Source organism: Tessaracoccus sp. OS52 (assembly GCF_020687685.1).
GTDB lineage: Bacteria > Actinomycetota > Actinomycetes > Propionibacteriales > Propionibacteriaceae > Arachnia.
Window position 1 is genome coordinate 1 of sequence record NZ_JAJEWM010000013.1, and the last position, 1,123, is coordinate 1,123.

Here is a 1,123-nt window from a genome sequence, read left to right on the forward strand (position 1 = left end):
CCAGACTCCTACGGGAGGCAGCAGTGGGGAATATTGCACAATGGGCGCAAGCCTGATGCAGCGACACCGCGTGAGGGATGGAGGCCTTCGGGTTGTGAACCTCTTTCGCCAGTGAAGAAGGTCCTGCTCTTTGTGGTGGGGTTGACGGTAGCTGGGTTAATGAAGCGCCGGCTAACTACGTGCCAGCAGCCGCGGTAATACGTAGGGCGCGAGCGTTGTCCGGAATTATTGGGCGTAAAGGGCTTGTAGGCGGCTGGTCGCGTCTGCCGTGAAATCCTCTGGCTCAGCTGGGGGCGTGCGGTGGGTACGGGCTGGCTTGAGTGCGGTAGGGGAGACTGGAACTCCTGGTGTAGCGGTGGAATGCGCAGATATCAGGAGGAACACCGGTGGCGAAGGCGGGTCTCTGGGCCGTTACTGACGCTGAGGAGCGAAAGCGTGGGGAGCGAACAGGATTAGATACCCTGGTAGTCCACGCTGTAAACGTTGGGCACTAGGTGTGGGGGGCCTTTTCCGGGTTTTCCGCGCCGTAGCTAACGCATTAAGTGCCCCGCCTGGGGAGTACGGCCGCAAGGCTAAAACTCAAAGGAATTGACGGGGGCCCGCACAAGCGGCGGAGCATGCGGATTAATTCGATGCAACGCGACCAGCCGCCTACAAGCCCTTTACGCCCAATAATTCCGGACGAACGCTGGCGGCGTGCTTAACACATGCAAGTCGAACGGGCCTTGTCCCCTTTTTTTGGGGGTGGGGTTAGTGGCGAACGGGTGAGTAACACGTGAGTAACCTGCCCCTCACTTCTGGATAACCGCTTGAAAGGGTGGCTAATACGGGGTGTTCTGGCCTGCTCGCATGGGTGGGTTTGGAAAGATTCGACCGGTTTTGGTTGTTTGGGTGGGGGATGGGCTCGCGGCCTATCAGCTTGTTGGTGGGGTGATGGCCTGCCAAGGCTTTGACGGGTAGCCGGCCTGAGAGGGTGGGCGGTCACACTGGGACTGAGACACGGCCCAGACTCCTACGGGAGGCAGCAGTGGGGAATATTGCACAATGGGCGCAAGCCTGATGCAGCGACGCCGCGTGAGGGATGGAGGCCTTCGGGTTGTGAACCTCTTTCGCCAGTGAAGAA

Annotated in this window: 1 rRNA gene; it reads left to right on the plus strand. The window is 59.8% G+C overall.

Features of this window, described 5'->3' with window-relative positions:
* Positions 1 to 813, plus strand: a 16S ribosomal RNA gene (locus LKO27_RS15050); the annotation flags it as partial.
* Positions 814 to 1,123: the final 310 nt, after the last annotated feature.